Source organism: Myxococcus sp. XM-1-1-1, from assembly GCF_020037095.1.
Classification (GTDB): domain Bacteria; phylum Myxococcota; class Myxococcia; order Myxococcales; family Myxococcaceae; genus Myxococcus; species Myxococcus fulvus.
Genome location: NZ_JAIQDH010000018.1, coordinates 32,902 through 57,955, shown reverse-complemented (window position 1 = coordinate 57,955; position 25,054 = coordinate 32,902). Strand labels below are relative to the sequence as shown.

Annotated in this window: 24 protein-coding genes; 11 read left to right on the top strand and 13 right to left on the bottom strand. The window is 69.5% G+C overall.

The window, feature by feature from the left end; genetic code table 11:
- Window positions 1-24: 24 nt before the first annotated feature.
- On the top strand, window positions 25-573 hold the full coding sequence (locus K8640_RS29335; protein WP_141322786.1) for an isochorismatase family protein: 549 nt from the start codon (window positions 25-27) through the stop codon (window positions 571-573).
- Window positions 574-576: 3 nt separating this feature from the next.
- On the opposite strand, the gene K8640_RS29330 is transcribed toward K8640_RS29335, so the two are convergent.
- The 7 genes from K8640_RS29330 to K8640_RS29300 all read right to left on the bottom strand — a co-directional run bounded on the left by K8640_RS29330 (window position 577) and on the right by K8640_RS29300 (window position 7,520).
- A complete protein-coding gene (locus K8640_RS29330) occupies window positions 577-2,073 on the bottom strand; it encodes a hypothetical protein (protein ID WP_223750080.1) in 1,497 nt (498 codons plus the stop codon).
- Window positions 2,074-2,176: 103 nt separating this feature from the next.
- On the bottom strand, window positions 2,177-3,052 hold the full coding sequence (locus tag K8640_RS29325) for a metal ABC transporter permease (RefSeq protein WP_223750079.1): 876 nt from the start codon (window positions 3,050-3,052) through the stop codon (window positions 2,177-2,179).
- Window positions 3,033-3,854, bottom strand: a complete 822-nt coding sequence (locus K8640_RS29320; RefSeq protein WP_223750078.1) for a metal ABC transporter ATP-binding protein — start codon at window positions 3,852-3,854, stop codon at window positions 3,033-3,035. The genes K8640_RS29325 and K8640_RS29320 overlap by 20 nt, the downstream gene beginning before the upstream one ends.
- Window positions 3,841-4,686: a hypothetical protein gene (locus K8640_RS29315; protein ID WP_223750077.1), complete on the bottom strand. Its 846-nt coding sequence runs from the start codon at window positions 4,684-4,686 to the stop codon at window positions 3,841-3,843. Before K8640_RS29315 ends, K8640_RS29320 begins: the two co-directional genes overlap by 14 nt.
- A 4-nt stretch (window positions 4,687-4,690) precedes the next feature.
- Entirely contained in the window at window positions 4,691-5,617 is a 927-nt protein-coding gene (locus K8640_RS29310) for a metal ABC transporter substrate-binding protein (RefSeq protein WP_223750076.1), read from the bottom strand.
- A gap of 25 nt (window positions 5,618-5,642) precedes the next feature.
- Entirely contained in the window at window positions 5,643-7,013 is a 1,371-nt protein-coding gene (locus K8640_RS29305) for a zinc-regulated TonB-dependent outer membrane receptor (RefSeq protein WP_223750075.1), read from the bottom strand.
- 81 nt (window positions 7,014-7,094) lie between these two features.
- On the bottom strand, window positions 7,095-7,520 hold the full coding sequence (locus K8640_RS29300) for a hypothetical protein (RefSeq protein WP_223750074.1): 426 nt from the start codon (window positions 7,518-7,520) through the stop codon (window positions 7,095-7,097).
- A gap of 142 nt (window positions 7,521-7,662) precedes the next feature.
- Between K8640_RS29300 and K8640_RS29295 the strand changes: the two genes are divergently transcribed.
- From K8640_RS29295 to K8640_RS29270, 6 genes are all read left to right on the top strand, one after another.
- A complete protein-coding gene (locus tag K8640_RS29295) occupies window positions 7,663-8,007 on the top strand; it encodes a Rieske 2Fe-2S domain-containing protein (protein ID WP_223750073.1) in 345 nt (114 codons plus the stop codon).
- A 106-nt stretch (window positions 8,008-8,113) separates the two neighbouring features.
- Entirely contained in the window at window positions 8,114-8,671 is a 558-nt protein-coding gene (gene folE, locus K8640_RS29290; RefSeq protein WP_046713204.1) for a GTP cyclohydrolase I, read from the top strand.
- The gene (locus K8640_RS29285) at window positions 8,668-10,092 is read left to right on the top strand and encodes an FAD-binding oxidoreductase (protein ID WP_223750071.1); all 1,425 of its coding nucleotides are present in this window, start codon (window positions 8,668-8,670) and stop codon (window positions 10,090-10,092) included. Before folE ends, K8640_RS29285 begins: the two co-directional genes overlap by 4 nt.
- A gap of 226 nt (window positions 10,093-10,318) precedes the next feature.
- Window positions 10,319-11,056 (top strand): RNA polymerase sigma factor RpoD/SigA, encoded by a 738-nt coding sequence (locus K8640_RS29280; protein WP_046713205.1) that lies wholly within the window; start codon window positions 10,319-10,321, stop codon window positions 11,054-11,056.
- A gap of 150 nt (window positions 11,057-11,206) precedes the next feature.
- Window positions 11,207-11,947 (top strand): tetratricopeptide repeat protein, encoded by a 741-nt coding sequence (locus K8640_RS29275; RefSeq protein WP_223750070.1) that lies wholly within the window; start codon window positions 11,207-11,209, stop codon window positions 11,945-11,947.
- Window positions 11,944-13,812 carry a long-chain fatty acid--CoA ligase gene (locus tag K8640_RS29270; protein WP_141322796.1) on the top strand — a complete coding sequence of 623 codons (1,869 nt, stop codon included), beginning with the start codon at window positions 11,944-11,946 and terminating at the stop codon, window positions 13,810-13,812. The genes K8640_RS29275 and K8640_RS29270 overlap by 4 nt, the downstream gene beginning before the upstream one ends.
- A 133-nt stretch (window positions 13,813-13,945) precedes the next feature.
- Here the strand turns inward: K8640_RS29270 and tatA are convergent, their stop codons facing one another.
- Both tatA and K8640_RS29260 read right to left on the bottom strand, forming a co-directional pair.
- Complete coding sequence (gene tatA / locus K8640_RS29265; protein WP_223750069.1) at window positions 13,946-14,170, bottom strand: twin-arginine translocase TatA/TatE family subunit; 225 nt, start codon at window positions 14,168-14,170, stop codon at window positions 13,946-13,948.
- An 88-nt stretch (window positions 14,171-14,258) separates the two neighbouring features.
- Window positions 14,259-15,263 carry a sensor histidine kinase KdpD gene (locus tag K8640_RS29260; protein ID WP_223750068.1) on the bottom strand — a complete coding sequence of 335 codons (1,005 nt, stop codon included), beginning with the start codon at window positions 15,261-15,263 and terminating at the stop codon, window positions 14,259-14,261.
- Window positions 15,264-15,487: 224 nt separating this feature from the next.
- Here K8640_RS29260 and K8640_RS29255 point away from each other — a divergent pair, with 224 nt between their 5' ends.
- The 3 genes from K8640_RS29255 to K8640_RS29245 all read left to right on the top strand — a co-directional run bounded on the left by K8640_RS29255 (window position 15,488) and on the right by K8640_RS29245 (window position 17,549).
- A complete protein-coding gene (locus K8640_RS29255) occupies window positions 15,488-15,856 on the top strand; it encodes a response regulator (protein ID WP_174816746.1) in 369 nt (122 codons plus the stop codon).
- A 98-nt stretch (window positions 15,857-15,954) separates the two neighbouring features.
- Entirely contained in the window at window positions 15,955-16,284 is a 330-nt protein-coding gene (locus K8640_RS29250) for an SCP2 sterol-binding domain-containing protein (protein ID WP_223750067.1), read from the top strand.
- Between the two features lie 95 nt (window positions 16,285-16,379).
- Window positions 16,380-17,549: a CaiB/BaiF CoA-transferase family protein gene (locus K8640_RS29245; protein WP_141322799.1), complete on the top strand. Its 1,170-nt coding sequence runs from the start codon at window positions 16,380-16,382 to the stop codon at window positions 17,547-17,549.
- Here the strand turns inward: K8640_RS29245 and K8640_RS29240 are convergent.
- Genes K8640_RS29240 through K8640_RS29225 form a run of 4 tightly spaced genes read right to left on the bottom strand, consistent with a single transcriptional unit; the run spans window position 17,515 to window position 23,537 of the window.
- Window positions 17,515-18,693 (bottom strand): hypothetical protein, encoded by a 1,179-nt coding sequence (locus K8640_RS29240; RefSeq protein ID WP_223750066.1) that lies wholly within the window; start codon window positions 18,691-18,693, stop codon window positions 17,515-17,517. The two genes, K8640_RS29245 and K8640_RS29240, sit on opposite strands and share 35 nt — an antisense overlap.
- 1 nt (window position 18,694) lies before the next feature.
- Window positions 18,695-19,264: a MarR family winged helix-turn-helix transcriptional regulator gene (locus K8640_RS29235; protein WP_141322801.1), complete on the bottom strand. Its 570-nt coding sequence runs from the start codon at window positions 19,262-19,264 to the stop codon at window positions 18,695-18,697.
- On the bottom strand, window positions 19,264-22,410 hold the full coding sequence (locus K8640_RS29230) for an efflux RND transporter permease subunit (RefSeq protein WP_223750065.1): 3,147 nt from the start codon (window positions 22,408-22,410) through the stop codon (window positions 19,264-19,266). The genes K8640_RS29235 and K8640_RS29230 overlap by 1 nt, the downstream gene beginning before the upstream one ends.
- Before the next feature lie 41 nt (window positions 22,411-22,451).
- Window positions 22,452-23,537 (bottom strand): efflux RND transporter periplasmic adaptor subunit, encoded by a 1,086-nt coding sequence (locus K8640_RS29225; protein WP_255653572.1) that lies wholly within the window; start codon window positions 23,535-23,537, stop codon window positions 22,452-22,454.
- Between the two features lie 350 nt (window positions 23,538-23,887).
- Between K8640_RS29225 and K8640_RS29220 the strand changes: the two genes are divergently transcribed.
- Window positions 23,888-25,027, top strand: a complete 1,140-nt coding sequence (locus K8640_RS29220) for an acyl-CoA dehydrogenase family protein (protein WP_141322803.1) — start codon at window positions 23,888-23,890, stop codon at window positions 25,025-25,027.
- Window positions 25,028-25,054: the final 27 nt, after the last annotated feature.

Here is a 25,054-nt window from a genome sequence, read left to right as displayed (position 1 = left end):
GCGCCATTCGCGCGAGGAGGGGGCATGGCCACCTTCCGTCTCACGCAGGACCAGACCGCGCTGCTCATCGTCGATGTCCAGGAGCGCCTGTGCGCGGCCATGGAGCGCGACGCGCTGGACCGGATGCTCGCGCGCACCAACGCGGCCATCCAGGGGGCCCGCGCGCTGGGACTGCCCATCATCGTCACGGAGCAATACCCGCAGGGGCTGGGGCCCACGCACTCGCTCCTGAAGATGTTCCTGAAGAGCTACAAGGCCGTGGAGAAGCTCGAGTTCAGCGCCGCGGTGCCGGACGTGCTCGCGCAGCTGGGTGAGCGCAAGCAGGTGCTCATCGCGGGAATGGAGACGCACATCTGCGTCTTCCAGACGGCGAGGGACCTGGCGCAGAAGGGGCTGCTGCCCGTGCTGCTGGCGGACGCGCTGCTGTCGCGCTCGACGGAGGACCGCCGGGTGGGGCTGGACCTGTGCCGCGACGCGGGCGCCGTGGTGGCGACGGTGGAGACCGCCTTGTTCGACGTGCTCGGGCGCGCGGGCACGCCCGAGTTCAAGGCCATCTCCACCGCGGTCCGCTGACGCCTAGAACATGGGCGGCTTGTCGTCGCGCATCGGCCGAGGCGGCCGGATGTTCGTGGGCGGCGGTGCTTCCTTGTGGGGCGAGATGGCCGGGAGCGACGGTGACAGCTCGCCCACGTAGAGCAGTCCATGCGTGCCCTCGGGCGTGGGTGCCTCGAACAGGGTGATGTGGGGCGACAGGCCCGGCCGCGCCGCCACGCGTCCGCTGGGCGTCGCGCCGACGAAGCCGCACTGGATCTTCCCGGCGCGGTCCAGGTCACACCCCCACCGCGTGCCCTGCGCGTAGCTCATCTCCAGCACGACGAGCCGCGAGGCCTTCAGCAGGTGGGCCATGGGCGTGAAGGCCTTGTCCCACGGCGTGCCCGCGACGGTGCGCGTGTGCGTGTTGCCCGCGAGGACCACCTGCACCTCGTCCTTGAGCGCCTGCCTGCGACGATTCCAGAGGTCCGCCTGCGCCTGGTCCCGCTCGCTGCCGCCCTTCAGGTCCGTGTCATACGCCACCAGCGACACCGCGAGCCCCGCGAGCCGCATCGCGCGCACGCGGTCGATGAGGTCCAGGATGGCCCTGCTGCTGCGGCCGTCCTGATAGGGCCGATGCCAGAAGCGCCCCTCGAGCAGCGCGTCCTGGTCCGCCGGCGCGCCGGGGCTCGCGAGGTAGCGGTCCAGCCGCTCCTGCTCCTTGCGAGGGATGGACACGCCCAGCGCGACGGGCAGCCCCAGCTCGGCCACCTGACACACCAGCTCGCCCACCACCGCGGGCGCCTCGCGTGAGCCCAGTTGCTCGCCCACCAGCAGCGTGAGCCCCGGAGCCAGGAGCTCATGCAGCCCTCGCATCGTCTCTGCGCAGGGGCCCTCCTTCACGCCGTCCTCCTTCCAGCGCGTGAGATAGAAGTCCGAGTCGCGCACGGGAGCCGGTGGACGCGGGTCCTCCTTCACGTTCCCGCTCACCACCTCCAGCGACGGGCCGGACTCCAGCCGCAGCGTCAGCTCCTTCTCCAGGTCCAGGTCTCGGGTCCCCTTGAGCGCGTTGCGCAGCTCGATGGGACCGCCTCTGCGCGGCATGGCACGCTGGAGACCCGTCTGGAACTGGGCTGGGCTCTGAATGTCCATCTCCGCGCGCTCCCAGAGGATCTTCCACCAGTGGTCGCCGCGACTGGCGTCGTTCCCGGACGACTGGAACGTCGACTTGAACACGCGGACCACGGACTGGCGCGGACCCACGGCGATGCCCGTCACCAGGTAGCGGGTATAGGTGTTGTTCGCCGTCCGCATGGAGTCACGGACCTCCCACGTGGTGAGCAACTGGTGCGGGTCCTCCGTCTGCTCGAAGGTCATGCCGCGGTTGGCGAGCAGCTCCCGCGTCACGGCCAGCGCCTCCTCCAGGGGTTTCTGGAAGACGTGCTCGAACTTCGGCGTGTCAGGCTCCTCGGAGCGGGGGGCATGGGCACACCCCACGAAGAGCAGCCAGACAAGACACCACCACCCGCTTCGCGGCGCCATGTGCAACCTCGCGTCATTCATCGCTGGGATGAACGGGGAACGGCCTTCGCGCGGGTGCATATCTGCGCGCCGGGGGATACCCCTCACCCGGCACGCACGGGTTTCAACTGGCTCTGCGCAGAACGAACTGGATGAGTGCGCGTGCACCCATGGCCACGCCGACCAGGAGCGCGGCGACCACCGTCTGCGAGCCGCCCACCGGGAAGTCGAAGAAGTAGGCGAACATGTAGCCACCCACGCCGGAGACGATGCCCGCGAGCGTCGCCACGACGAAGGTCCACGGCAGCCGCAGGTCCAACATCAGCGCGGCGATGGCGGACAGCGTGGAGAACGCGAACACGGGCAGGGCGCCCAGGGCCCGCGCGCACACGCCCACCATGACGCCGATGGACACCATCAGCACGCCGTCGAGCAGTCGCACCGGCAGCCCCTGCACCAGCGCGCCGATGCGGTCGAAGCTCGCGAAGGTGATGCCCCGGTACCACCACAGGTGGAGCGCCATCACCGCGATGCCCGCGACGGCCACGGTGCGCAGCTGCTCGGGCGTCACCAGCACGGCGGTGCCGAAGAGGATGCCCTGGATGTCGTGAGACTCCTGGGCGATGCGGTCTCCCACGAGGATGGCCGCGCCGCCGGACAGGGCATAGGCCATGCCCAGCAGGCTCTCACGCGTCAGGCGCAGCCGCGTGGGGTCCATCATGAGCAGCATCGTCGCGAGCAGGGCGAGCGCGGTGGCGCCGATGACGGGTTCCACCTCGAAGCCCAGGTGGATGCCCGCGTAGAACGCGAGCGCCACGCCCAGGCCGGCGGACTGGGCCACCGCGGCGCTGACGAACACCATGCGCCGGAGCACGACGTAGACGCTCAGGAAGCCCAGCACGCCCCCGGCCAGGAGCGCGCACAGGAGCGGGTCTCTGAACAGCTCGAACCCCTCGACGAACTGCTGCCACTGGGAGGGTTCAGCGAGCATCGGGTCCACGGTGGGGTCCCTCGGGAGCGCGGTGGCAGTACTCGTCGCCGTACTGACGACGGAAGGCGGGGTGGCAGAACACGGTGCGCGCGTCGCCCACGACGAAGGCGGAGGTCTCCCGGTCCACGAAGAGCAGCACGTCCGCGTGCTCGGCGGCCACCTCCAGGTCGTGGCACACCACCACCACGCCCAGGCCGCGCTCCCGCGCGAGCGAGCACAGCCGCTGCATCGTCTCGCGCTCGGCGACGGCGTCCATCGCGGCGGTGGGCTCGTCCAGCAGCACCAGGTCCGCCTCGGTGGCGATGAGGCGGGCCAGCAGCGTGCGCTGCTTCTGGCCCTCGGACAGCTCGCGGTAGGGCTTGTTGGCGATGGCCTTCGCGCCCGCCGTCTCCAGCGCCACCTCCACCGCGTCGCGCTCCGGCTTGCGCGCGAAGGGCCACAGGAAGCTCCACCCGCGCAGCCGCCCCCACGCCGTCAGCTCCCGCGCCCGCAGCGGGAGGATGGAGTCGATGCTGGACGTCTGCGGCACGTACGCGCTGCGCATCGTCGGATGGCTCCGGGAGATGGTGCCCGACACCGGTTCGAGCATGCCCAGCAGCGTCTTGAACCAGGTGCTCTTGCCGGAGCCGTTGCGACCGACGACGGCGATGAACTGGCCGCGGCGGATGACCATGTTGATGGGCGGCAGCATGGCCTTGTCGTTGTAGCCGATGACCAGCTCCGTGCAGGTGAGCAGCGGCTCGCCCACGGTGAAGGTCGGCGACACGGCGTGCGCGGTGCCCTCGGAGGGCACGGGCTCATCGGTCTTCACGTCGGACCTCCGCCTGGGGTGTCAGCTCCGCCAGCTCCGCGAGCAGCGCCTTGCGGGTCGCCTCGTTCGCGGCCGTGCCCAGGTCCAGCACGCCGTCCGCGCCGGGCGTCACCTGGGCCCAGTCCACGGTGTCGAAGATGCTCGGCGGCACCGCGAGCGACAGGTCCAGCTTCACGCGCGGCTTGTGCTCCCGGTCCGACGGGACGTCCACGTCCCCCGTCACGGTGAACAGCGGCTCGGCCTCCTCGCCGCCCGTGGACTCGAGCGTGAGCCGGAAGGGCACCTCCTGGAGCCTGGGGCTTGCGCGCGAGTCGCGCACGACGCCCGTCAGCGTGACGGCCGTCACCTCCCAGACGCCGCGGGACAGCGCGGTGCGAGGCAGCTCGCAGTCCGGCTCGCACTCCACCGGGGTCGCCGCCGACGTCAGCAGGTCCAGCGTGCCATCCACGTGCAGCGCGGCCACCACGGACGAGGACGCGCCGCCGCCCAGCTCCGCCTCGATGTCCTCGTAGTCCACGAGCGCGCCGCTGTCGCTGTGACAGTGGCCGTTGTGGCACAGCGAGTAACCCGGAGGCGGATTGGCGGGGTCGAACGTCGTCGGCCCACCACCGCCCGAGCCACCCACCAGCTCGACATGCGAGACGCCCAGCGCGGCCGAGTCCAGTCGCAGCTGGTAGTCCGACGCGAGGCGCTGGAAGCCATTGCCCGCATCGCGCGAGACCGCCGGGACATACGTCGCGTGGACGGTGGGCTCGAGCACGGCGAAGCCCTCGCCCGCGTCCAGCGCGCAGCCGGACAGCAACAACAGGGGAAGCAGTCGTCCAAGCTTCATGGCGTCAGCCCCCCTTCCCGGCGTTGAGGCCCTTCTCCAGGTTGCCCACCATCTCGTTGATGTGCTGGAGGTACGTCTCGCCCGCGCGGAAGTCCGTGCCGCCGTGGAGGACGACGAGCGGCGCCGGAATCATGCCGGCGAGCATCTTCGCCTCGCGGTCGTTGTAGTAGCTCTCGATGAGCACCATGCGCGCCTTGCGCTGACGCGCGAGCACCAGCACGCCGGCCACGTGCGACGGGTTGGGCGGGATGCCCGGCTTGGGCTCCAGGAACGCGATGGCGTCGAAGCCGAGCCAGTCCGCCAGGTACGCCGTCGTCCGGTGGAAGGCGACCACGGGCGCGCCCTTCAGGCCCGCCAGCCGCTTCTCCCACTCCACGCGCGCCGCATCCAGGTCCGCCGTCAGCTTCGCCGCGTTGGCGCGGTAGGTGGCCGCGTTCTTGGAGTCGAGCTGGGCCAGCCGCTCGGCGATTCCGCGCGCCACGGCCGCGCCCTGCCTCGGGTCGTAGAGGTAGTGGGGGTTGCCGCCGGGGTGCACGTCGCCCTCGCTGCGGTCCACCTTGGTGGGGGGCACCTCGAGCAGCCGCACGAACTGCGAGGCGTTGAGGAAGCCCGGGCTGCCCTGCTGGATGCGCGGGTTGCGCGAGCCGGTCTGGAGGTTCGGCAGCCAGCCCACCTCCAGGTCCAGTCCCACGCAGACGAGCAGGTCCGCGTTGCGCAGCGCGAGCGCGAGGCTGGGCTTGGCGTCGACGCGGTGCGGGTCCTGCGTCCCGAGCGCCATGGACTGCACCTTGACCAGGTCTCCGCCCACCGCCTTGGTCAGCGCGGCGAGGTCCGGCAGCGTGGTGACGACATTGACGGCCGCGAGCGCGGGGGCGGCGGCGAGCACACAGAGGGCGGCGCACAGGGCCGCGACGAATCGAAGAGAACGCATGGGGAAGGGCTCCCGTGAAAGAGGTTCAGAACGCATGGGCGCCATGGGCACCCGTGACCAGTTCGAGGGCGAGGAACGCCGAGTAGTCCGCCTCGTCGCGCCACCGTGCGTTGTCACGCGCGGCCTGGAAGCGGAGGCGGGAGAACTCGGTGGGCCAGAAGGTGAGGTTCACCGAGACGCGGTCGCGACGCTTCGTCCACTCCGGGTCCAACGGGTCCACGGCCACCTGGCCGTCCGCACCCTTGGCCGCGGTCCCCAGCTCGTAGCGCGCGGCGGTGGCCCATCGCTGGGAGAAGCGCCACGCGAGCTGGGCGTAGGAGTTGAAGTCCGTCAGCACGTCGCCGGGCACCTGCCTGCGTCGGTAGAGCGCCTCCACCTGCAGCGACACCAGCGTGTTGCTCGCCTCCGTGATCGGGCGGTAGCGCAGGTACAGGTCGGTGCCGAAGATGTCCGTGCGGTTGCGGTAGCCGGTGGGGTTGGGGCCCGTGGCGCCGGACAGACCCCACATGAAGGACAGGTCGTCCGACAGCGGGAAGAACTGCTTCACGACGCCCGTGGCCTGCAGGTCCAACGGCGACAACACGCGGTCGCCCGAGGACGCCAGGAAGCTGCGCGCGGTGGCCTCGCCGGTGGCGTCGGTGAGGCTGCCCGTCACCTCGACGAACCAGGGCAGTGGCGTGAGCCACGACAGCTCCACGCCCAGGCCCCGGTTGCCCTCGCCGCCGAAGACGCGGCTCATCGCGAAGGGCTGGTCCACGAAGTCCCACGCGTGCGGGTGCGTGGCGTTGAGCCGGCCGAAGCGGGTGAGGAACTGACCCGCGCGCACCTGGAGGCTCGCGGGGAGCGCCAGCGTGGTGCCGTAGGCCTCCTCGATTTCGACGCCGAACTGGCTGTAGACGATGTTCGCGTCGAAGCGGAAGTACGGGTCCACCACCGAGCCGATGGACAGCTCCAACTGCTGCAGGTTGAAGCCGTTGCGCGTGGGGTCATGCGCGCCGCCCTGCAGCGGCTCCTTGGACGTGAAGGCCGCCGCGGCCACATCCAGGATGAAGCTCATGTCCAGGAAGTTGGTGCCGCTGCTCGCGCCAGGGATGGACAGCGGAAAGCCCCCGCCGGGTGTGGCATCCGGCGCGGCGGAGGTGCTGGCGGGCACGCCCTGCTGCGTGTCGCCGCCGAAGGCCTTCTCGATTTGAGCCATCTCCTCCGGCGTCAGGCCGGCGGGCAGGTCGGAGGAAGGGCCGGCGTCGGGCTCGGCGGTGGGCGCGTCCGACGCGGGGACGCCCGCATCGGGAGAGGGTGGGGAAAGCTCCTGCGCCGCGGCCGTGGCCGTGGACAACAGGACGGAGAGGGACACGACGAAAAGCGCGCCGTGCGGACGACGTGGAACGGATGACACCGGTGATGCTCCTCGGACGGGACGCACGCGTGCGCGTGGCGCCCCACAGCACAGGACCTGCAAGCTCACTGCGGACGCGACTCAGGCGTGCGCGGGTGGCGAGGACTTGGGCGCGGTGTCGAGGACAGAGAGGGGAGGGGTGACGTGGGGCGGCGCGGTGGTGGGACGGCTCACCACGAGCCGCGCGAGGACCCACGAGGAGGGCGCGACGAACCACCCCTCGTCGCGCGAGCTCGACGTGAGGAGTGGGCACGTCTCGTGGGTCGGCCGGCTGGAGTCCGTGCCCGAGGGAGGAACGGCGGTCAGCTGCGCCAGCTTCTCCGGGGCGAGCCGGGCCTGGATGGCACCCGTGCCCTTGGCCGTCTCCTCGAAGGTCTGGTGCTCGGGACAGAAGCGGTGCGCGTGCGCGTCCCGGGCATGGAGCAGGGTCCCCAGCGGCTGCAACGCCCACAGCACGACCAACAGCGTCGCGGTGCCGCGGGCGAAGGTATGGGCGCGCTGGGTCATCGGCGGGAAGGGGGGAGGCCCGGGTGCTCTACTGACGGCCCCCGGGAGAGTCAAGGCAGGCTAGCACGGTGGTGGGACGCATACTCGTGTCACCGCATTCACGTAGGGCGGCCCGGTGGGCCCGGGCGAGGGAGACACCTGGATGGAGGAAGGACAACCGGACGGACGCTTCATTCCGGTGGCGCGGCTCACCGCGTTGGACGCACGCGGTCGCGCCGTGGTCCAGGTGGGAGACACCCGGGTGGCCCTGGTGCGGGTCGACGGGCAGGTGCACGCGCTGGAGGACACCTGTCCCCACCGTGGCGGCTCGCTTCATGAGGGAGATCTGGAGGGGACGCTGCTGCACTGTCCCCTGCACGCCTGGCCGTTCGATGTCCGCACGGGGCTGTGCCCCTGGCGCCCGGAGGCGAAGGTTCGCATCTACGACGTGCTCGTGCGAGGTGGGGAGATCCTCATCGCCGCATCGGATAGGGTGCCCGGCCGTTGAGCGCCCGCACCCCCGCAGGAGTCCTTGCCCCGTGAGCTCGTCCAAAGTCCGTCCCCGCGGAGTCCCTGCCCCCAGGTCCTTCGCCAGCGTGCCAGACCCCGTCGCCATGGCGAGCGCGGTGGAGGCCTTCCTCCGGGCCGCCGGCCTGCCGATGGATGACGAGAACCTGGTGGACACGCCCAAGCGCGTGGCCGACGCCTGGAGCCGCGAGTTCCTGGACGGCTATGCCCAGACGCCCGGAGAGGTGCTGGGCAAGACGTTCTCCGCGCCGCGCGGCTCGTCGCGTGAGCTGGTGGTGGTGACGGGCCTGCGCTTCCATTCCATGTGTCCGCACCACCTGTTGCCGGTGACGGGCGTCGCGCATGTGGCGTACGTCCCGGGCAAGCACGTGGCGGGCTTCGGCGGCCTGTCCGCGCTGGTGGACTGCTTCGCGCACCGGCTCATCCTCCAGGAGGACCTGGCGCGCGAGGTCGCGGGCTCCCTGGCCCGTGAGCTGGGCAGCCCCGCCACCGCGTGCATCATCGAGGCGGAGCAGGCGTGCCTGCGCATGCGCGGTCCCCAGCAGCGCGACGCCATCACCCACGCGGAGGCCTATGAAGGCGAGCTGCGCAGCGACGGTGCGCTGCGACGCGAGCTGTGGGCGCGGCTCGGGGCGCGGCGATGAGTGACGTGTCCGCGCGGCCGGACCGCGTGGAGCCCGAGCGGGTGGAGCGCGTGTGCGAGGCGCTCTCGCGGGTGCTCGCCGCCGGGCAGCTGAAGCGCGACGAGGCCACGCTCGCCGCCTACGCGCGGGACGAGTCCGACAGCGGCATCTTCCCTCCGGATGTCGTCGTGTTCCCCGAGGACACCGCGCAGGTCTCCGCCATCTTCAAGGCCTGCGTGGCGCACGGAGTCCCCTACACGCCGTGTGGCGCGCGCACGGGCAAGAGTGGTGGCTCGCTGCCCCTGTGCGGCGGCGTGGCGGTGAGCCTGGAGCGCATGAACCGCATCCGCTCCATCTCCGTGGAGGACCTCACCGCGGTGGTGGAGCCCGGCGTGGTGACGGGCGACCTGATGAAGGCCGTGGAGGCCGTGGGGCTCTTCTATCCACCGGACCCCAACTCCTGGGAGTCGTGCACGCTGGGCGGCAACGTCGCGGAGAACGCGGGCGGCCCGCGCGCGCTGAAGTACGGCGTCACGCGCGACTACGTCATCGGCCTGGAGTGGGTGCTCCCGGACGGCGAGGTCGTCAAGGTGGGGCGGCGCACCATCAAGGGCGTGGCCGGCTACGACCTGGTGGGCCTCTTCGTCGGCTCCGAGGGCACGCTGGGCGTGGCCACCGAAATCACCCTCCAGCTCATTCCGCTCCCACGAAAAGTGCTGACCGCCCTGGTCGTCTTTCCGTCGGTGCTGGACGCGGCCCGCGCGGTGTCGGCCGTGCTCGCGGCGGGCCTGTTGCCCCGATGCCTGGAGCTCATCGACGACGTGGCCCTGCGCGCGGTGGACGGACGCGGCTTCCAGTTCCCACCCGGCGCGGGCGCGGCCCTCATCGCCGAGGTCGATGGCCACGGCGCAGAGGGTTTGTTCGAGGAGCTGTCACGCCTCGGCGACATCTGCGCACAGCAGGGAGCCAGTCAAACACTCGTCGCGCAGGATGATTCCCAACGCGAGAAACTGTGGGCCGTGCGTCGGGTCATCTCCCCCGCGCTGCGCGCGCTCAAGCCGCGCAAGGTCTCCGAGGACATCGTCGTCCCACGTTCGAGAATCCCCGAGGTCATCGAGCGCTTGAAGGCGATGGGCGCCCAGCTGGGCCTCACCGTGGCCACGTATGGCCATGCGGGCGATGGGAACCTCCACGCCAACATCCTCTATGAAGGCCCGCATCAACGCCCGCTGGTGGATGAGGCGCTGCGCCGCATGTTGTTGATGACGGTGGAGCTGGGCGGGACGATCACAGGCGAGCATGGTGTGGGCCTCGCGAAGCGGGAATTTCTCGCGCTCGAACAGCAGCCAGCGCTGCTGGAATTGCAGCGGCGGCTCAAGGCCTTCTTCGACCCATCAGGGCTGCTCAATCCCGAGAAAATCTTCCCCGCGCTCAAACGTTGATGAGTGAGTGGCCGCGTCGCGGCCATCGCCGTGGGAGTCGGTGCTTCTCGACCTTGCAAGTCAGCGGAAGCGCAAGCCTTGCGTCCGCGTGAGGGCGAAGTTCGACAGTCGAAACGACTTTCGGCGATGGAATGAGAAACCCTTTCGCTCGTTGGGCGTCCTAGAGACAGGTGGACGCGAGTCGGCGGGGACGGCGCGTCCGGCATCGAACGGAGGACGGGAAATCATGGCCAACTCGACGAAGTTTGCGGCGGAGGGCCTGTCGCAATACCTGCGTCAGCTGGGGGGACACCAGCAACTGACTCGCGAGCAGGAGTACGAGCTGGCTCGGCGCGCTCGCAAGGGCGACGAGTCGGCGAGGCAGACGCTCGCCACCTCCAACCTGGCTTTCGTTGTCGCCGTCGCGAAGAAGTTCGCCAATCGCGGCGCTCGCCTGGATGACCTCGTCCAGGAAGGCAACGTCGGCCTGATGAAGGCAATCGAGCATTTCGATCCGAAGAAGAACGTGCGCTTCGCGACGTACGCGGTGTGGTGGATTCGCGCCTACATCACCCGCTATCTGAAGGACAACCGCAGCCAGGTGCGCGGCGGCGAGGCCGAGCGGGGCAGCATGGTGGACTTCTCGCTCGACGCCTCCATCGACGAGGAAGGCGAGACGACCTTCCTGGACCGGCTGGAGGACAACGGGCCGTCGCCCCAGGACGTGTTCCTGTCGAACGAGCAGGACACCGAAATCCAGGACGCGCTCACCAAGGTGCGCAAGCGCATCGGCGACCTGGGCTGGGACATCCTCACGGAGCGGCTGACGCAGGACAAGCCGCTGACGCTGGAGGAACTGGGGCAGCGCTGGGGCGTGTCGCGCGAGCGCGTGCGCCAGGTGGAGCTCAAGACGAAGACGTTCCTCGAGCGCTACCTCTCGGCGTTCAACGAGAACGAGGAGCAGGCCCTGCAGGACGTGGCCTGAGCCACCTCGCTTCCCCACCTGGGGAGGCGCTCGAATGGGGCGGGACTGGCGGGGTCTTCAACCCTTGCTGGACCCGCCCCTTCTGTTTGGTGGAAAAGTCGGTCCTGGTCGTTTGCGTGCAACCGAGCGTGCGTGCTAAGCCCACCCGCCATGCGCTTGATTTTATTCGCCTTGTGCTCGTTCGTGGCGGTTTCGGCACGGGCGGCGGAGCCGGAATTGCTCGCTCGGCTGGATGCCCTGCATGAGCGACGTGGCGAGGCGGAGGGTGGCAAGGCGCTGGAGGCCGAGCTCAAGGCGGCGCTGTCGGTGACGCCGGACGACTTCGAGCTGGTGTGGCGCCAGGCGCGACAGCTCCAGTGGCAGGCGGACGGGGCCGCGAGCGAGAAGCTCAAGAAGGTGCTCGGCCGGCAGACGTGGGACGTGGCGGAGAAGGCCGTCAAGCTGGCCCCCAACCGCGTGGAAGGCCACTACTTCGCGGCGGCGGGGATTGGCGCCTACTCTCAAGCAGTGGGGGTGATGAAGGCGCTGGGCGAGGGCCTTGAAGGCAAGTTCAACGAGCGGCTCGACGCGGCCATCAAGCTGGACTCCGGCTTCTACGGCGCCGCGCCGCTGCTGGCCAAGGGGCGCTACTACTACGAGCTGCCCTGGCCCAAGCGGGACCTCAAGAAGTCGGCCGAGTATTACGAGAAGGCCATCCAGCAGCATCCGGAGATGTTGCGCGCATACTACTTCCTGGCCGAGACGCTCCTCAGGGACGACAAGGCGAAGGAGGCGCGCAACGCCATCCAGAAGGTGAAGCAGGGCAGCGTCGCGTACGACCCCCCGGAGGGACGGCGCATCCAGGAGTGGGCGAAGAAGGTCGAAGCCGACATCGAGGAGGAGCTCAAGTGAGAGCAGAGAATCAGGTAGGACCTTCGGCTTCGGCGGCCGGAGCGCAGGAGGGAAACCTGGTCCAGTTGCTGATCCAGCGCGCGCAGAACGCCTCCAAGGCGGGTGTGACGCACAAGAAGGACGGCCGCTGGCAGGACGTGAGTTTCGGGCAGGTGCTGGACGACGTGAAGGCGTTGTCCGCGGGCCTGGTGGCGCAGGGCGTGAAGCCCGGGGACCGGGTGGCGCTGTTCGCCAACACCAGCCTCATGTGGATCGTCGCGGACCTGGCGATCACGGCGGCGCAGGCCATCACCGTCCCCATCTATTCGTCCAACCTCCCGGACGAGTTCCGCTACGTCATCAAGCACTCGGAGACGTCCTTCGTCTTCGTGGACAATGACGAGAAGGATGCCAAGCAGGCGGGCCGCCTGACGCGCGTGCGGCAGAAGCTGGCCGAGTGCCCCACCGTCCAGAAGGTCATCGTCTTCGAGGGCGCGGTGGCGGGCGGGCAAGAGGTCGCGCTGGCGGACGTGATGGCCCAGGGCCGCGAGGCGCACCAGGCCAACCCGGCGTCCTTCGAGGAGCGGGTGGCCTCGGTGAAGTCCGAGGACACCAACTGTCTCATCTACACCTCGGGCACCACGGGTGACCCGAAGGGCGCCATCCTCACGCACGGCAACTGGACGTACCAGGCGCACGCGGTGCAGGCCATCGGGATGATGGAGCCCAGCGACGCGGTCATGCTGTTCCTGCCGCTGGCGCACGTGTTCGCGCAGGTGGTGAAGGCTGCGTGGCTGTCCATGGGCTTCCGGCTCATCATCGCGGAGTCGGTGGACAAGCTGATGGCGAACATCGTGGAGACGCGCCCCACGGTGCTGCCGTCGGTGCCGCGCGTGTTCGAGAAGGTCTACAACACGGTGGTGTCCAACGGCACGTCGGCCCCGGGCCTCAAGGGCCGGATGGCGCGCTGGGCCTTCAAGCTGTTCGACGAGTACGTCGAGGCGAAGCAGCAGGGCCGCGACTACGACGGCCTGGCGTTCACCCTGGCCAAGAAGCTGGTGTTCACCAAGGTGCGCGGCACGCTGGACGAGAAGCTGGGCGGCAACATGCGCCTGTTCGTCTCCGGCGGCGCGCCGCTGTCGCGGAAGATCGGCTACTTCTTCGACCTGCTCGGCTTCAAGGTGGTGGAGGGCTACGGCCTGACGGAGACGGCCGCGCCCACCAACGCGAACCGCCCGAACAAGATCAAGATCGGCACCGTGGGCCCCGCCATGCCGGGCACCGAGGTGAAGATCGCCTCCGACGGCGAGGTGCTCGCCCGCGGCCCCTGCATCATGAAGGGCTACTACAAGAACGACACGGCCACGGCCGAGGTCCTGGAGGCGGACGGCTGGTTCCACACCGGGGACATCGGTGAGCTGGACTCGGACGGCTACCTGCGCATCACCGACCGCAAGAAGGACATCATCGTCACCGCGGGCGGCAAGAACGTGGCGCCGCAGAACATCGAGAACACGCTCAAGACCTTCCCCATCCTCAGCCAGGCCATGGTGTACGGCGACAAGCGCCCGTACCTGGTGGCGCTCATCACCGTGGGCGAGGACACGGCGAAGAAGCTGCTGGAGGAGAAGGGCGCCCCGGTGGGCAGCTACGCGGAGAACGCCAAGCGCCCCGAGGTCCACGCGGCCGTGAAGGCGGTGCTGGACAAGGTGAACGCGGACTCGCCGCCGTACGCCACCATCAAGCGCTTCACCATCATGTCCGCCGACTTCACCCAGGAGTCCGGCGAGCTGACGCCCACCCTCAAGGTGAAGCGCAAGGTGTGCAGCCAGAAGTACAAGGCGCAGATCGACGCCATGTACGACAACGTGGCCGTCGTCGAGTAGCGCTCAAGGCCGCTCGCCCCCGGTGCGGTCGACCGGGGGCCCGGCTGGCCGGTGGAAACGTCAACGCCCGCTCGGCCCCTGGAGGAGGGGTGGAGCGGGCGTCGCGCTTCAAGGGTGCTTCAGGAAGCGGGGCTCAGGCGTGGCTGCTGGGGGACGAGGACTTCACGTCCTTGTCCACGTTGCCGCCGCTGGCCAGGTTGCCGCCCTTCTTGTCGGCGCCGGGCGTCCCCGCGTCCTCCTCGCCGCCGAAGCCGCGCTTGAAGTTGCGAATCGCGCTGCCCAGGGACGAGCCGAGCTGCGGCAGCCGCGTGGCCCCGAAGAGGAGCAGCAGCACAAACAGGATGAGAAGAAGTTCCATCGGCTTCAGCCCCAGCATCACGGCTCCTTCGTGAAAACGGGCGGAGCATACCGGGGGGCGCCTTGGACCGCCAGCAAGAGCGGACGTGTCATGCCTGGAGGGCCGCTGCCTCTGCGAGCGTGGCCCCCGGCACCGCCGTCAGGGTGATGAAGAGGGAGCTGCCGGACGGATCCGTCTCCACCCCCACGCTCCCCCCGTGCGCCTCCACCTCCTGGCGGGCCAGGTAGATGCGCAGCGGATCCTCCAGCTTCTTCTCCCGGAAGGCCCGCTCCTCGCGCCGGAACACCGCCGAGGCGTCCTCGTCCGACAGGGGCACCCCCTCGCGGCGCACCTCCACCCGCACCCGGGGCGCGCCGGGATGGATGCGCAGGTGGATGACCTCGCCGGGCTGGGCGCGGGAGAGCTGGTAGAGGATGAAGGCCTCCAGGGCGTGCTGGATGCGGGCGCCGTCCACGCTCACCTCGGGCTGGGCCTCGCTCGGGTCCAGGTCCAGCACGAGCGCCACGTTGGCGGCGGTGGCCGCCGCGCGCTGCCGCTCCACCGCCGCGTCCAGCAGGGGCAACAGGGGCTGGCGCTCCGGCTCGCAGGCGAGCGAGCCCAGGTCGGCGCGGCTGGAGTCGAAGAAGTCCTGCGAGAAGGACAGCGAGCGGTCCGCGTTGCGCAGGATGGTCTCCAGCCCGCGCTGCACCTTGGGCTCCAGCGGCGAGCGGCCGTTGAGCAGCAGCGCGGCATAGGAGCGGATGTTGGCCAGCGAGCCGCGCAGGTCGTGGGACGCCATGCCCAGGTAGCGCACCCGCCGGCGGTTGTCGGCCTCGTCCCACGCCACGGGGAAGGTCCAGAACAGGCGCCCCCCGTCGCCCAGGGACTCCTCGCCCGCGAGCAGGACGTGGTCGTCGTCCTTCTCCCAGAGGCGCGCGTCCCCCATGCGGCGCTGGAAGCCGGCGGCGCCCAGCAGGGCGTCCAGGGAGCTCACGTCCCCGGGCAGCGCCTGGAGGCCCAGATGCTCGAGCAGCAGGCCGCCCAGCAGGCGCGGGGGCCCCTGCGTGGGGACGAGGACGAGGCCAGGCGCTTCCGCCGTGCTGCCAGCTCCCATCTCCCCTGGGCTCCTCACGTTTTCCACCTCCCGTCCAGCAGGTCACGGAAAGGGTGGGGCGTGACTGTCGGTTTTGCAACGTGCACCCCCGTCGCGTGCGGGGAGCGCGTTTTTGTTGCGCCGCCGGGTGGGAGGATGGTGGAAGAATCCCCAGCGTCGCACCGAGGGAGACTGCCCTGACTCCGCCTAACACACAGCCTGATGGTGCCCCCGTCGTCCTCGTCGTGGACGATGATCCGGACATCCTCGAAGCCCTCTCCGAAATCCTCGAGGCCGAGGGCTTCGTCATCCGCCGCGCGCGCAACGGCAAGGAGGCCCTGGAGCGCCTCGAGCCGGAGCCCCCCCACCTCATCCTGCTGGACTTGATGATGCCGGTGATGGACGGGTGGGAGTTCGCCCAGCGCATGCGCCAGCGGCCCACGACGCACGCGGAAATCCCCATCATCGTCCTCAGCGCGGACCGCAACGTGGGCAGCAAGGCCCAGGACATCGGCGCGGTGGGGCACCTGGCCAAGCCGTTCGAGCTCAATGATCTGCTCAACATGGTGCGCCGCTCACTGCCCTCGTCGGCCGCGAACACGACCAGCGCGTGATGAACACGGCGCATCTGATGCCTTGACCTGCCAGGGGGGCGACATTACGGTCCCCCCGTCTTGATTCTCCAATCAACGACCAGGCCAAGGAGCGCCCCATGACGACCGCGAAGGAAATCATCGAGACCGAGATTCCGCAGAAGCTCACGGCGAAGCCGGAGCTGGCGAAGGAGGTCAACGCCATCATCCACTTCGACGTCTCCGGTGAGGGTGGCGGGAAGTGGACGCTGGACCTGACCAAGTCCGAGGGCTGGGTCTCCGCCGGCCACGAAGGTGCGTCGAAGATGACCATCCTCGTGAGCAACGACGACTTCGTGAAGATCAAGAACAAGACGCTCAACCCCCAGATGGCGGCCATGCAGGGCAAGCTGAAGTTCAAGCCCATGGACATGGGTCTCGCGATGAAGCTGGCGAAGATCCTGGGCTGATGGCCGTTTGAGTGAGTCATGTGCGGCGCGCCCCCGTCCTCGGGAGCGCGCCGCGTGTCGTTTCGGGCCCCCGAGCACCTCCTGGAGAGACTCCCATGTCGACGTTGCCGCTGAAGGGTTTGCGCGTGTTGGACCTGTCGCGCCTGTTGCCCGGTCCCTACGCCACGCTGGTGCTGGCGGACCTGGGTGCCACGGTGGTGAAGGTGGAGGAGCCGGAGGGCGGTGACTACGTCCGGGCGATGCCGCCGTCGCGTGACGACGTGGGGGCGCTGTTCTACGGGCTCAACCGGAACAAGCGCTCGTTGACGTTGAACCTCAAGACGCCCGAGGGGCGCGAGGCGCTCAAGAAGCTCGCGCGCACGCACGACGTGCTGGTGGAGAGCTTCCGTCCGGGCGTCATGGACAAGCTGGGCGTGGGGGAGGCGGTGCTGCGCGCGGAGAACCCCCGGCTCGTCTTCTGCTCCATCTCCGGGTACGGGCAGACGGGGCCGGACCGGCTCAAGGCGGGGCATGACCTGAACTACATCGCCCGGGCGGGGCTGCTGGGGTACGGCGGCGAGGCGGGCGGTGCGCCGGCGTTCCCGGGCGTGCAGATGGGGGACATCGGTGGCGGCAGCCTCTTCGCGCTGGTGGGCATCCTGGCCGCGCTGTACGAGCGCGAGCGCACGGGGCTGGGCCGGTTCGTGGACGTGTCGATGACGGACGGGGCCACGGCGTTCCTGCACATGCACCTGGCGGCGCGGCTCTTCATGGGTGAGCAGGGCGCGCCCCTGGAGCGCGGGCGCGAGGCGCTCAACGGCGGGTATGCGTGCTACGGCCTGTACCGCACGGCGGACGACCGGTGGCTGGCGGTGGGCGCGCTGGAGCCCAAGTTCTTCTCGGGCGTGTGCGAGCGGCTGGAGCGGCCGGACCTGATGGAGGACGCGTACGCGCCAGGGGAGGCGGGCGCGCGGGTGAAGGCGGAGCTGACGAAGCTGTTCGCCTCGAAGCCGCTGGCGCACTGGGCGGAGCGATTCGCCGGCTCGGACCTGTGCGTGGAGCCGGTGGCCGAAGGGGACGACGTGCTGAAGGACGCGCAGCTGCGTGCCCGGGGGCTCTTCGTCGAGGCGGAGGACTCCAGGCTGGGCAAGGTGACGCACCTGCTGACGCCGCTGCGCATGGGGCCCACGCCGCTGCGCGAGCCGCCCGCGCTGGGGCAGCACTCGCGCGAGGTGCTCGCCGAGGCGGGCTTCACCGAGGAGGAGATGGCGCGGCTGGGCGTGTGAGCTCTCGGGGGCTCCACAAGGACTCTCCTCGCGCGGCGTGACAGGTGTCGCCCACCAGGTCGAGCGCGAGCTGCTTGTCGCGCCCGGCCACCGACGCGGGAGCGGCGAGCAGGCCCGTCTGGTCCATCCGGCGCACCGTGTTCTCCAGGTACCGGCGTGCCCGCTCCACCGTCTGCTGCTGTGCGGGGGTAGGGCGCCAGCCCGTGTCCTCCCGCAATCGCCCGAGGGTTTCCAGCAGATGCCCCTGGAACTTCAGCATCTGCGCGAGGACGCGCTCGCGCTCCGCGGGCGCCGAGGCCCACGCGGTCTCGTACTGCCGCGTCTCCGAATCCAGCCGATACAGCAGCACGTCCACCTGGGCCGCGAGCCGTCGTCTCCATGCCGCACGCACCGAGGCATGCCGCGCCCAGCCGGCCACGGCCTGGAAGTAGTGCAGCCCGCCACACGGATGCGCGTAGATGCCCTGGCCCCGCTTGGGCACCTCGGGCCGCTTCGCCTTCATCCCCTCGGCCAGCTCCGCGTTCGCCGTCTCCAGCGCCGTGAGCGCACGGGTCATCACCTCATCCACGCGCACCCGCTGCCCCGTCGAGTCACGGAACGAATCCCCGGGCCGCGAGCTCAGCGAGAGCGCCTCCAACATCCACGCGCTCTCACCGGACTCCACCTGCGCCATGCGGAAGTCGCGCTTCACGTCCTCCACCAGCTCCCGCAGCGTCACCTCGCCCCAGTCCGTCTTGAAGCGCTGTGACAAGGGCAACCCGGAGGCGAGCAGCGTCTTCACCTGGAGCGCCGGGTGCGGCTCCACCGGTGTGCCGTCGGACGTGAACGAGTCGAAGTAGACGTCCACCCGGCTCGCCGCGGTCTGCTCTCGCGCGGGCGCCTGGCGCAGGAAGTCCGCCACCACGACCTCGGCGGCGAGCCGTCCATCCGCCGCGCGGAACGTACGCCCGTCCAGCGCCATGCCATGCGCGAGCGCCCACGGAGCCCGTGCATCCGAGGCCCACGCACGGCACCTGGATGCCAGCTCACGCGCGAGCGGCGAGGGCTCGGCTCGAACCTGTGGGGTGAAGAAGAGACAGGGGAGGCACGCCAGGAGACGGAGCGCGCGTCGGGCGGAGGTCGCCACCGACGCGCGCTCGTCCATCCTAGATGGCCTGCTCGGGCGTGGTCCCGAGCCGCTTCAGCACCCGCTCCAGGAGGCCGAAGAGGGCCTCCTGGTCATCGGGGGGAAGCAGGTCCAGCATCCGCCGCAGCCCCTGGTCCACGCTGCGGCTGATGAGGGTGAAGAGCTTGACGCCCTCCGGGGTGAGCTGCGCGACGACGGCGCGCCGGTCCTCGGCGTCCCTCGTGCGCTCCACCATCTTCATGTCCTCCAGCCGGTCCACCACGCCGGTGATGGTCTTCTTCGTGATTCCGACCCGCTGGGCCAGGACGCCCACGTGCGTGGGGCCGTCGTTGCCCAGCCACATCAGCACGTGGATCTGCGTGGGGGTGAGCTGGTTGCTCTCGCAGATTCCGTGCAGCGGATCCCTCAACGAGCGGTAGCGCCCGAGCTGGATGATGAGGTCGTGCAGCCGCCGCGACGCGGGAGTGGAGGTGTCCTCCTCGGGGGGCGCCTCGTAGGCCGCGCCCGAATCCTCGGTGGACTCCAGCTCCTCCTCGCCCGCGCCCGTCGGCTGCACGCGGAGGGCCGGTCTGTTGGCCGGCACTCGCATCAGGCCGTCTCCACTCGCGCGGCGGCGGCCACCGCGGGCTTGCCGCTGTGCGGGTCCACGGCGTGCGGCGTGCCGTGGTCCGGAGCGGAGCCCGGGCCCTTCTTGCGCTTGAACTTCTCCGTGAGCTGATCCAGCAGCGAGTACACCACCGGCACCACGGCCAGCGTCAGCACCGTGGAGGTGATGAGACCGCCGATGATGGTGATGGCCATGGGCGCGCGCGTCTCGGCGCCGTCGCCGCGGGCGATGGCCACCGGCACCATTCCGGCGATCATCGCGATGGTGGTCATGAGGATGGGACGCAGACGCACCGGGGCGGCGCCGAGCAGCGCCTCCGTGGCCGACTTGCCCTCCTCACGAAGCTGCAGCGTGAAGTCCACCAGGAGGATGCCGTTCTTCACCACCAGACCCATGAGCATGATGACGCCGATGAGGGCGAACATGGACATGGCCTGCCCGGTGATGAGCAGCGCGCCGATGGCGCCGATGAAGGCGAAGGGCAGGGACAGCATGATGGTGAACGGGTGGACCAGGCTCTCGAACTGGGCCGCGAGAATCATGTACACGAGGATGATGCCGAGCAGCAGCGCGGAGACGAACGCCGTCACCGCCTTGCCGAGCTCCTTCGCGTTGCCCTCGAAGTCGTGGATGACGCCCGCGGGCGCCAGCTCCTGCGCCGTCGTGTTCATGAACGCGATGGCCTCGGAGAGCTGGTAGCCGCTGGCCAGGTTGGCCAGCAGGGTGATCTGCCGCTTCTGCGCCTCGCGGTCGATCTGCACCGGACCGTCGGCGGGGGTGATCTTCGCCAGGTTGCGCAGCTCCACCAGCTGGCCGCTCGGCGAGCGCACCGTGAGCTTGCCCAGCGAGTCCGCGGACGCCAGCGTGGAGGGCGGCAGGCTCAGCTTCACCTCGTACGTCTCGCCCCCCTCGCGGTAGTCCATGAACTTGTCGCGGCCGAGGAAGGCACGCAGCGTGGCGCCCAGGGACGCGGCCGGCACGCCGAGGGCGGCGGCGCGCTCGCGGTCCACCTCCACGTCGTACTGCGGCTTGCCCGAGCGGTACGTGGAGTCGACGTCCACCAGGCCCGGGTTCTTGGCCATGGCCGCCTTCACCTTCTCCGCGGTCTCGATGAGCTGCTGCCAGTTGTCGCCGCGCAGGTTGAACTGCACCGCCTGCGTGCGCGAGCCGCCACCGGCCACCGGCGAGATGTCCTGCACCGCGAGGTGGACGCCAGGAGGCGCCTTGATGTTCTGGCGCAGGTACGTCTTGAGCTCGCCCTGCGTGTAGCCGCGCAGCTTCACGTTCACCAGGTTGATGAGCAGCTCACCCTTGTGCACCTCCTCCTGAACGCCGCCGCCGGCGGTGGCGAAGGTGGAGGCGATGCCCGGCAACGGCCGGATGACGGCGTCGAGCCGGTCCAGCTCCGCCTGCGTCTCCTGCAGCGTCGAGCCGATGGGCAGCTCCACCGTCATCTTGATGTTGCCGTTGTCCTGCTCGGGGATGAACGTGAACTTCAGGAAGCGCGCCATCGCGAAGGTGGCGAAGAGCACGCCCACCGCGATGACCAGCGTCAGCGCCCGGCGACGCAGGATGCCCGCCAGCAGGTTGCGGTAGCCGGTCTCCATGCCCACCAGCACCTTCTCCACCTTCGCGGAGATGCCCGTCGGCTGGCCGTGGTGACGAAGCAGGCGCGACGACATCATCGGCGTGAGCGTCATGGACACGGCGTAGGAGATGAGCGTGGCCACCGCCACCGTGACGCCGAACTGGTAGAAGAACTTGCCCATCATGCCGTCCATGAAGGCCACGGGGATGAACACCGCCACGATGGCCAGCGTCACCGCGAGCACCGCGACGGCGATCTGCCCGGCGCCGTCCATGGCCGCCTGCATGGGGGACTTACCCTCCTCCATGTGACGCACGATGTTCTCGATGACCACGATGGCGTCGTCGATGAGCAGACCGATGGAGAGCGTCAGCGCCAGCATGGTGATCATGTTGAACGTGAAGCCCAGCGCGGCCATCACGGCGAACGTGCCGACGATGGACACCGGCAGGGCAATCGCGGCGACGATGGTCGAGTTCAGGTTGCGCAGGAACACCAGCACGATGAGCACGGCGAGCACACCGCCGAGCACCAGGTCGAACTGCACCGACGCGATGGACGAGCGGATGAACCGCGAGTTGTCCGACACCGTCTCGATGAGGATGCCCTCGGGCAGCTGCTTGTTGATGTCCGCCAGCGACTCCTTGATGAGCTCGGCCACCTGCACCGTGTTGGAGCCGGACTGCTTGCGCACGATGAGCGCCACGGCGCTGCGGTCGCCGTTCTTCGCCGCGCCGCGCGCCTCCTCCGGGCCGTCCACCACGTCCGCCACGTCACGCACGCGCACCGGCGCGCCGTTGGTGTTGGTGAGGATGATGTTGCGGATGTCGTCCACGCTCTTGGCCTCGGACGTCAGGCGCAGCACGCGCTCGCGGCCGGAGTCCATGGTGCGACCACCCGGCATGTCCAGGCTCTGCGCCTTGACCGCCTGGCTCACGTCGCTGATGGCCATGCCGAAGCCGCGCAGGCGGTCCGGGTCCACCACGAGCTGGATTTCACGCTCCCGGCCACCCGTCACGTCGATGCTGCCCACGCCCGGCTGACGCTGCAGCGCCGGCTTGACGATGTCCTCGGCCGTCCGCGTCAGTTCCTGGATGGGCAGCGCGCCGGACAGCGACAGGGTGACGATGGGCGCCGCGCCGATGTCGAACTTCTCGACGACGGGCGTCTCGATTTCGTTCGGCAGCTTGCTCAGCGTCGCCTGGACGCGATCACGCACGTCCTGCGCCGCCACGTCGACCGCCGTGTCCAGCGTGAAGCGCACGACGATCTGCGACACGCTCTCCATGTTGATGGAGCGAAGCTGCTCCACGCCGTTGAGCGTGTTGAGCGCCTCTTCCAGCGGATCACTGACGTTCTTCTCGATGGTCTCCGGGTCCGCGCCGGGCAGCACCGTCGTCACCGTGACGACGGGGAAGTCGACGTCCGGGAACTGGTCCACGCCGATGCGCGGGTACGCGTTGATGCCGAACACGACCACCGCCATCATCAACATGGCGGTGAAGATGGGTCGTGAAATGAATGTCTTGAGTGGGCTCATTCAGCAGCTCCCTATAAGTCTCGAAGGGGAAGGGCAGGGCGTCACTGCACCACGCGGACGGCCGTGCCCTCCTTCACGTCCAGGGAGGAGTCGGCGAGCACGCGCTCGTCCGCGCTGAGTCCCTGGAGGACGCGCACGTAGCCGGGGAGCACGCGCTCCACGCGCACGTCGCGCTTGCGCACGGTGCCGTCCTGCACTACCCACACGAAGCCGTCCTGGCCTCGCGCGGAGACGGCCTGCGTCGGCAGGAACAGGCCCTTGTCGTCCGCCTGCTCCGCGACGTTGGAGAAGTCCAGGTCCACCAGCGCGCCGGGGCGCAGGGGGTTGGTCGTCTCACCCACCACGTCCGCCAGCACCTCCACGGTGCGGTTGGTGGCGTCCACCACCGCGCCCACCGTGGCCACCTGCACCTCGAAGCGCATGCCGCTGGGGCTCACCGTGCCGTGCGTCTTCACGCCGGGCTTGACCTTGTCCACGACGGACTCAGGCACGAGCGCGCGGACCTCCAGGCCCGTGGTGTCCACCAGGGTGAACACCGCGGTGGGCGGCGTCATGGCCACCGAGTCACCCAGGTTCTTGAGCCGGGCCGTGATGACGCCGTCGAACGGGGCGACGATGGTCATGTCGCGCAGGTTCTCCTCCGCCATGCGCAGCGCCGCCGTGGCCTGGGCCGCCTGGGCCGCCGCCTGCTTCTGGCCGATCTCCGCCTGGTCCAGGCCGGCCGCCGCGATGCCGCCACCCTCGGCCACCTTGCGGGTGCGCTCCAGGTTGTTCGTCGCCAGCTGCAGCCCGGCCTCCGCCGCCGCCTTCACCGCGCGCGCCTGCTCCACGCCGATGAGGATGTTGGAGGTGTCCAGCACCGCCAGCGCCTGGCCCTTCTTCACCTTGTCGCCCACCTTCACCAGCATCTTCGCGATGGTGCCGCTGGCCTGCGGGCTGAGCGTCGCCTCCTGCTTGGAGCGGACCTGACCGGTGACGCGCGTCACGCTGGCCTCCAGCTCCGTGGCGGGCGCAATCGCCTTCACGCCCATCGCCGCCGGGCCCGTCTGCTGGGGCAGGGTCGGCTGGGCTCCACCCTTGCCGCAGCCCGTCGAAATCACCGCCGCCAGCACCGCGGCCATCCACATGCGTCGAATCACGATCGTCCTGCTCCTGCCGGCTCGCGTGACCTGGACTCCTCCAGGTCGCTGCTCCGGCTTGATGCCATGGAAAGTCTGCGCCCCAGAAACTACAGAGACTGAACTGTCTGTCAAGGGGATACTCCGTGATGCGGACTATCTCCTGCCGCGCCTACCTAACGCCCGCTTACCGGGCAAGCAGGACTTTCTGCGGGACCTGCCCCGGAGGGCGAGCGGGTTGGCTCACTGCGTCACCTTGCCGGTTGCGTCACGGGTGTTGCCCACCGGACGGGGCTGCGTATTGATTCGCGAATCAATCCCCCGAGGTACCCCCCGGATTTCTCCAGGGAGGAGCGTGCATGCCGAACCCGTTCACCGAGGAGCACGAGGCGTTTCGCAGGACGGTGCGAGCCTTCGTCGACAAGGAGATGGCGCCGTACGGGCTGGAGTGGGACCGGGCCGGCATCTTCCCGCGCGAGCTGTTCAAGAAGTGCGCGGAGCTGGGCTTCCTCGGCATCAACCATGATCCACGCTTCGGCGGCAGTGGACTGGACTACTGGTACGTCACGGCGTTCTGCGAGGAGCTCAGCTACAGCAAGAACGCGGGCGTGAACATGGCGCTCTTGGTGCAGAGCCAGATGGCCACGCCCATCATCAACGAGATCGGCACCGACGAGCAGAAGAAGGAGTTCCTGGAGCCGGCGCTCAAGGGCGAGAAGATCGCCGCGCTGGGCGTGAGCGAGCCGGGCTGCGGCTCGGACGTGGCGAGCCTCAAGACGACGGCGCGCAGGGACGGCGACGACTACGTCATCAACGGCTCGAAGATGTGGATCACCAACGGCACGCGCGCGGACTTCATCACGCTGGCGGTGCGCACGGGTGAGGCCGGCTACGGCGGCATCTCCCTGGTGACGTTCCCCACGGACGTGAAGGGCTTCGGCGTCTCCAAGAAGCTCGACAAGGTGGGCAACCTGTCCTCGGACACGGCCGTCCTGTACTTCGAGGACTGCCGCATCCCCGCGCGCTACGTGCTGGGGGAGGAGAACGAGGGCTTCTACCACATCATGACGAACTTCCAGGGCGAGCGCCTGGTGGGCGCCATCACCGCGGTGGCCGGCATGGAGCGGATGATGGAGGACGCCATCCAGTACGGCAACGAGCGCGAGGCGTTCGGCCGGCCGCTGATGAAGTTCCAGGTGTGGCGCCACAAGTTCGTGGAGCACCTGACGGCCATCGAGGCGGCCAGGCGGCTGACGTACCACGCGGTGGACCTCTTCGACCGGAAGGAGAACCCGGTGAAGGAGATCTCCATGGCGAAGCTGTTCGCGGGCGACCTGGCCCAGCGCGTGGCCTACGACGCCCAGCAGTTCTACGGCGGCATGGGCTACGTGGAGGAGACGCCCGTCGCCCGCATGTGGCGCGACGTGCGCCTCATCACCATCGGCGGCGGCACCTCCGAGGTGATGAAGGAGATCATCTCCAAGCTCTACGGCTTCTAGGAGGCCGTGAGCACGGCTCGGGCGGAC

Bases quoted from the DNA above. Each gene is read 5' to 3' on its own strand.
- K8640_RS29335 (WP_141322786.1), top strand. From the start codon at position 25: ATGGCCACCTTCCGTCTCACGCAGGACCAGACCGCGCTGCTCATCGTC.
- K8640_RS29330 (WP_223750080.1), bottom strand. From the start codon at position 2,073: ATGGCGCCGCGAAGCGGGTGGTGGTGTCTTGTCTGGCTGCTCTTCGTG.
- K8640_RS29315 (WP_223750077.1), bottom strand. From the start codon at position 4,686: ATGAAGCTTGGACGACTGCTTCCCCTGTTGTTGCTGTCCGGCTGCGCG.
- K8640_RS29310 (WP_223750076.1), bottom strand. From the start codon at position 5,617: ATGCGTTCTCTTCGATTCGTCGCGGCCCTGTGCGCCGCCCTCTGTGTG.
- K8640_RS29300 (WP_223750074.1), bottom strand. From the start codon at position 7,520: ATGACCCAGCGCGCCCATACCTTCGCCCGCGGCACCGCGACGCTGTTG.
- K8640_RS29295 (WP_223750073.1), top strand. From the start codon at position 7,663: ATGGAGGAAGGACAACCGGACGGACGCTTCATTCCGGTGGCGCGGCTC.
- folE (WP_046713204.1), top strand. From the start codon at position 8,114: ATGGCGAGCGCGGTGGAGGCCTTCCTCCGGGCCGCCGGCCTGCCGATG.
- K8640_RS29285 (WP_223750071.1), top strand. From the start codon at position 8,668: ATGAGTGACGTGTCCGCGCGGCCGGACCGCGTGGAGCCCGAGCGGGTG.
- K8640_RS29280 (WP_046713205.1), top strand. From the start codon at position 10,319: ATGGCCAACTCGACGAAGTTTGCGGCGGAGGGCCTGTCGCAATACCTG.
- K8640_RS29275 (WP_223750070.1), top strand. From the start codon at position 11,207: ATGCGCTTGATTTTATTCGCCTTGTGCTCGTTCGTGGCGGTTTCGGCA.
- tatA (WP_223750069.1), bottom strand. From the start codon at position 14,170: ATGGAACTTCTTCTCATCCTGTTTGTGCTGCTGCTCCTCTTCGGGGCC.
- K8640_RS29260 (WP_223750068.1), bottom strand. From the start codon at position 15,263: ATGGGAGCTGGCAGCACGGCGGAAGCGCCTGGCCTCGTCCTCGTCCCC.
- K8640_RS29250 (WP_223750067.1), top strand. From the start codon at position 15,955: ATGACGACCGCGAAGGAAATCATCGAGACCGAGATTCCGCAGAAGCTC.
- K8640_RS29245 (WP_141322799.1), top strand. From the start codon at position 16,380: ATGTCGACGTTGCCGCTGAAGGGTTTGCGCGTGTTGGACCTGTCGCGC.
- K8640_RS29240 (WP_223750066.1), bottom strand. From the start codon at position 18,693: ATGGACGAGCGCGCGTCGGTGGCGACCTCCGCCCGACGCGCGCTCCGT.
- K8640_RS29235 (WP_141322801.1), bottom strand. From the start codon at position 19,264: ATGCGAGTGCCGGCCAACAGACCGGCCCTCCGCGTGCAGCCGACGGGC.
- K8640_RS29230 (WP_223750065.1), bottom strand. From the start codon at position 22,410: ATGAGCCCACTCAAGACATTCATTTCACGACCCATCTTCACCGCCATG.
- K8640_RS29225 (WP_255653572.1), bottom strand. From the start codon at position 23,537: ATGTGGATGGCCGCGGTGCTGGCGGCGGTGATTTCGACGGGCTGCGGC.
- K8640_RS29220 (WP_141322803.1), top strand. From the start codon at position 23,888: ATGCCGAACCCGTTCACCGAGGAGCACGAGGCGTTTCGCAGGACGGTG.